Origin of the sequence: Dialister sp. UBA1703 (assembly GCA_002320515.1) — a bacterium.
Taxonomy (GTDB): Bacteria; Bacillota; Negativicutes; order Veillonellales; family Dialisteraceae; genus Dialister.
In genome coordinates, this window is sequence record DCJJ01000056.1 from 1 (window position 1) to 4,449 (window position 4,449).

At 57.2% G+C, this 4,449-nt stretch carries 3 protein-coding genes; 1 reads left to right on the plus strand and 2 read right to left on the minus strand.

Annotated features, from left to right (window positions below; all coding sequences use genetic code 11):
- Window positions 1-160: 160 nt before the first annotated feature.
- Entirely contained in the window at window positions 161-1,327 is a 1,167-nt protein-coding gene (locus tag B2Y11_RS02625) for an aminotransferase class I/II-fold pyridoxal phosphate-dependent enzyme (protein ID WP_291055847.1), read from the minus strand.
- Window positions 1,314-2,090 carry a 6-carboxyhexanoate--CoA ligase gene (locus B2Y11_RS02630; protein WP_298025603.1) on the minus strand — a complete coding sequence of 259 codons (777 nt, stop codon included), beginning with the start codon at window positions 2,088-2,090 and terminating at the stop codon, window positions 1,314-1,316. The genes B2Y11_RS02625 and B2Y11_RS02630 overlap by 14 nt, the downstream gene beginning before the upstream one ends.
- Window positions 2,091-2,503: 413 nt before the next feature.
- Here B2Y11_RS02630 and B2Y11_RS02635 point away from each other — a divergent pair, with 413 nt between their 5' ends.
- Window positions 2,504-3,943, plus strand: a complete 1,440-nt coding sequence (locus B2Y11_RS02635) for a class I adenylate-forming enzyme family protein (RefSeq protein ID WP_291055851.1) — start codon at window positions 2,504-2,506, stop codon at window positions 3,941-3,943.
- Window positions 3,944-4,449: the final 506 nt, after the last annotated feature.

The following is a 4,449-nucleotide window of genomic DNA, read 5'->3' on the forward strand; positions in this document are numbered from 1 at the left end:
GTCGCCCCCTGAGCGAAGCGATGCAACCCTTCTACACAACCCGCGGCGCCAGCCGCGCCCCCCCTTTTTTTATAAAACTTGCGGCGAAGCCGCCACCACAACCTTCGGCCCAAAGGGCCGTCAACCTTTCCCTTCACCACCCTCTGCACCCGGGACTGCGTCAGCAGTCCCCCATGAAACATTCCTTCATCACCTTCACAGCCCGGTCCAGTTCTTCCCTGGTATGGGCGGCGGTGACGGTGAGGCGGATGCGGCTGGTACCGGCAGGCACGGAAGGCGGGCGGATGGCGGAGAGGAGGATGCCTCTTTTGCGGCAGCGGGCGGCGTATTCCATGGCCGCTTCTTCCCTGCCCATGACGATGGGGATGATGGAGGTATCGCCGGGGAGGAAGGAAATGCCCGCTTCTGTCAGCCTTTCCTTCATATATTGGGTATTCCGGCGGAGGGCGCCCATGTATGTCTCCGGATTTCTTTCCAGCAGGCGCAGGGATGCCAGGGCGGCGGCGCCGGTGGAGGCGGAAATGGAGGTGGAGAAGATGAAGGGGCGGGAGCGGTTGCGGAGGTAGTCGGTCATATTTCTGTCAGCGGCGGCAAAACCGCCTTCGGCGCCCAGGGATTTGGACAGGGTGCCTACCTGGATGTCGATGCCTTCCATGTGGTAGTATTCCGCCGTGCCCCTGCCTGTTTCACCGATGACGCCTGTGGCGTGGGCGTCGTCTACAATGAGGCAGGCCTTGTATTTGTCCTTCAGCCTGACAAGGGACGGCAGGTCTGCCACGTCGCCGTCCATGCTGAATACGCCGTCGGTGACGATGAAGCGCTGCCCTGCTGTTTCCGTTTCTGCCAGGAGCTTTTCCAAAGCCTTCATGTCGGAGTGGGGGTAGACTTTCACGGCGGCTTTGGAAATACGGCAGCCGTCTACGATGCTGGCGTGGTTCAGGGCGTCGGAGAAGATGACGTCTCCCGGCCCGGCCAGGGCATAGAGGACGCCCAGGTTTGTCATGTAGCCCGTATTGAAAATGACGGCGTCTTCCTTGTGCTTGAAGGCGGCGATTTCCTTTTCCAGGTCGGAGAGTTCAAACACCGCGCCGCTGGTGAGCCGGGCACCGCCGGAGCCGGTGCCGTAGGAAATGGCTTGGCGGGCCGCTTCTTCCACTTCCTTTTCATGGGTCATGCCCAGGTAGTCGTTGGAGTTGAAGACGATGTATTCCTTTCCCGCCCTGTCCACTCCTCTGGAGGCGGTGATCATGCGGAGATCCGAAACTTTGCGGAAGCGGCCTTCCGCCCTGATTTCATCCAGCTTTTCCGGTATGTCACTGATCTTCATGGGGGAGCCTCACAAGAACGGTCTGGTTCTGCATATAATCATCGTATTTCTTAATATCCGTGCCGGGCTTGACGAAGAATACCCGGCCGCCTACGGGGTCGCCCATGTCCTTCATTACCGTAATCCGGCCGTAGCCGAATTTCCGGGAGCCCACGTAGCCGGTGACGTAGTCCGGGTCATCGGACCAGCAGAGCTCCGCCACCGTGCCGGGAGCATAGGCCACCTTGGATGCCAGCACCAGCGCTTCCCGGGGATGGTCGCCGCCAAGGCCTTTTTTACCCATGATTTCATCGTAAAGGGCGGTGTCTTCGCAGTCCATGTTGCTGCAGCGCACGCCCCGCTCATGGCGGTCATCCAGCCGCTCTCCCGTAACGGCGTCCATGACGATGGCGCCCCGCATGCTGTCGGTGAGGGATTCCAGTTCATGGAAGGCGCTCCGGATGGCGGCCTCACTGACGCCGATGCGGGCGAGCTCCTTCTTTGCCGTTTCCCGTCCTTCTTCCCTGGTGGACGTATTCATCTGGTAAATGGGAATCATGGGGCAGTAGGCAATGGTCTGGGGCTTCACTTCTTCCACCTTCACCTGGATGAAATCGGCGGCTCCCCGTTCATGGGTCCTTGCCCGGCGGAGCATGGCAATCACGTCCGCTTCCACCTGGTCCTCCGGCACAATCCGCTCCGCACCGGAAATATGACGGCCTCCTTCTCCATGATAACCGCCAAGACTGGAACGCATTTTGACACTGTACAGCAACGAAACCACTCCTTTTGTTAACTACATATGTCTTCATTGTCAACCGCAAAGGCATAAAATAATCCGAAGTTATCGCACTTCGGCTGTTGTTTTTTAGTGTAAAACTGTTAACTGATATTTGTCAAGTTAGAAATATTATTTAGTTTACAATATATGAAAATGTCATTTGAAGGTATTTCCTGTATGTTGGAGGGGGTAGGGCTGCCGCCCCTTGAGCGAAGCGAACACAACCCGCCGCCGTTAGGCGGCCACAACCTTCGGGGCCAAGGGCCCCGTTAACCTTTCCCCTCTGAACCATTTGAACCCTCTGAACCTGGGCCGCTTGGCCCCGTACTCTTCCATTTCCCGAGGGCAGGGGCTCTATTTGAAAGAAAGCTGTTTTTTTGCTAGAATGGTACTGTTATGAATGAAAGAGGTGCGAAATGTTTTTACATGAAATGATTAAAGGGGCGGACCCTTCCCATGTGGTATTTGAAGGAGAAAGCCGTGTCACTTATGGGGAACTGGCAGAGGCGCTCCGTCGATACAGGAACTGTCTCTATGAGATGGGTGTCCGGAGGGGGGACCGGGTGGCCCTTTATTCTGCCAACCGGCCGGAGTTTGTGTATGTGTATCTGGCAGTGGTGAGCCTGGGGGCCATCATTATTCCGGTGAACAATTCCCTGGTGGACCGGGAAGTGGATTACATTATGAAAGACGCAGGAGCCATGCTCCTTGTTACCGATACGGCGCTGGAAGTGTCCTGCCCGTCCCTTGACATCCACGACCTGGATTTCAAGGCGGGAGAAGGGAAGAGCGCTGAGGCGCCGGCGTTCCCGAAGGACGTGACAGAGGATGACGTATGCGCCCTGGTGTATACATCCGGTACCACCGGCAGCCCGAAGGGGGCCATGCTCACCCATCGGAATCTGGTGAGCAATGTGGAGCAGTTCATTTCCCGCATTGTATTCAAGGCGGAAGACAAGGTGCTCTGCGTGCTGCCCATGTTCCACTGCTACGGCCTTACCACCGTGGTGAATGCAGGCCTCTATGCCCATTCCACCATCGTCATCCTCCGCTCCAAGAGCCCTACGGAAATCATCAATACCATTGTAGAACATTCCGTCACCATTGCCATCATGGTGCCGCCTATGTACAACCTGCTGGCAAGGCGCGGCGAGCCTTCGGTGATGAAGACGGTGCATACCTTCATTTCCGGCGGCGCCTCCATTCCCCAGCCCGTATCCCAGGCCTTCTATTTCCGTTTCCGCCATCCCGTACAGGAAGGCTACGGCCTGACGGAAGCATCGCCGGTGGTATGCGTGCTCCCCAGCGCCAAGCCGAAGTACCTGACCAGCGGCCCGGTGCTGCCGGGGGTGGAAGCCTATATCCGCACGGAAAACGGCGCGCCCTACACCGCAGGCACGGTGGGCGAACTCATGGTGCGCGGTTCCAACGTCATGAAGGGCTACTGGAACAAGCCGGAAGAAACGAAGAAGGTGCTGTCTGAAGACGGCTGGCTCCGCACCGGCGACCTGGCCTACATGGACGACGACAAGTATATTTATATCGTGGACCGCATTAAAGACCTCATCATCGTGAACGGGGAAAATATCTACCCCGGCGAAGTGGAGGACTGCATCTACGAAGTGGAAGGTGTGGCGGAATGCGCCGTGGTAGGCCATCCGGATCCCCTCCGCGGACAGGCGGTATGGGCCTATGTGGTGATGAAGGAAGGATATGATTTCGATGAAAATAAAATCAGGAAGCATATGTCCAAGAACATCGCCAGCTACAAAATCCCCCGCCGGTTCATCCCCATGGACGCTCTGCCGAAGAACGCCACCGGCAAGATCCTGAAACGGGCGCTCCGGGACAATTAAACAAAGAGCAGCGAAGAAACGGGAAATTTCTTCGCTCCTTTTTTTGTGGTCTGGTGAGGCAGTGGGACAGGAGGCGGCTGTCCGCTATCGGCTGTCGGCTTACCGCTTGCTGCGGCACCTTTCCGCCGACCGGTATTGTTTAGTGAGCTGGTGTACTAGTGAGCTAGTTGGAGTCACTTACGGCATACACCAGAAGTATTTCTCGCCCACTGGTATTTACAGGCAGATGAGTTACTGGCGGCACTCACCGAGATTCTTCGCCTGCGGCTCAGAATGCCCCTGTCCGGCGGGAATTTCAGCGCGTACAGCCCTTGCCCACCCCTGTTTAAGGGGTGGGTGGCGAGCGCAGCGAGCCGGAAGGGGTTAGCCGACAGGCGGCATATATACTCATTGCCCGAAGGGCAATCCACAATCCTCAGCACCATAGGCGCTGAGGCCCCCTGAGCGCCAGCGATGCACAGCGAACACATTTTATAGGAGCGATAGCGACGCATAAAATGTAGTGA

Excerpts from the sequence above, each read along its gene's own strand:
- B2Y11_RS02625 (WP_291055847.1), bottom strand. The coding sequence starts at position 1,327 with ATGAAGATCAGTGACATACCGGAAAAGCTGGATGAAATCAGGGCGGAA.
- B2Y11_RS02635 (WP_291055851.1), top strand. The coding sequence starts at position 2,504 with ATGTTTTTACATGAAATGATTAAAGGGGCGGACCCTTCCCATGTGGTA.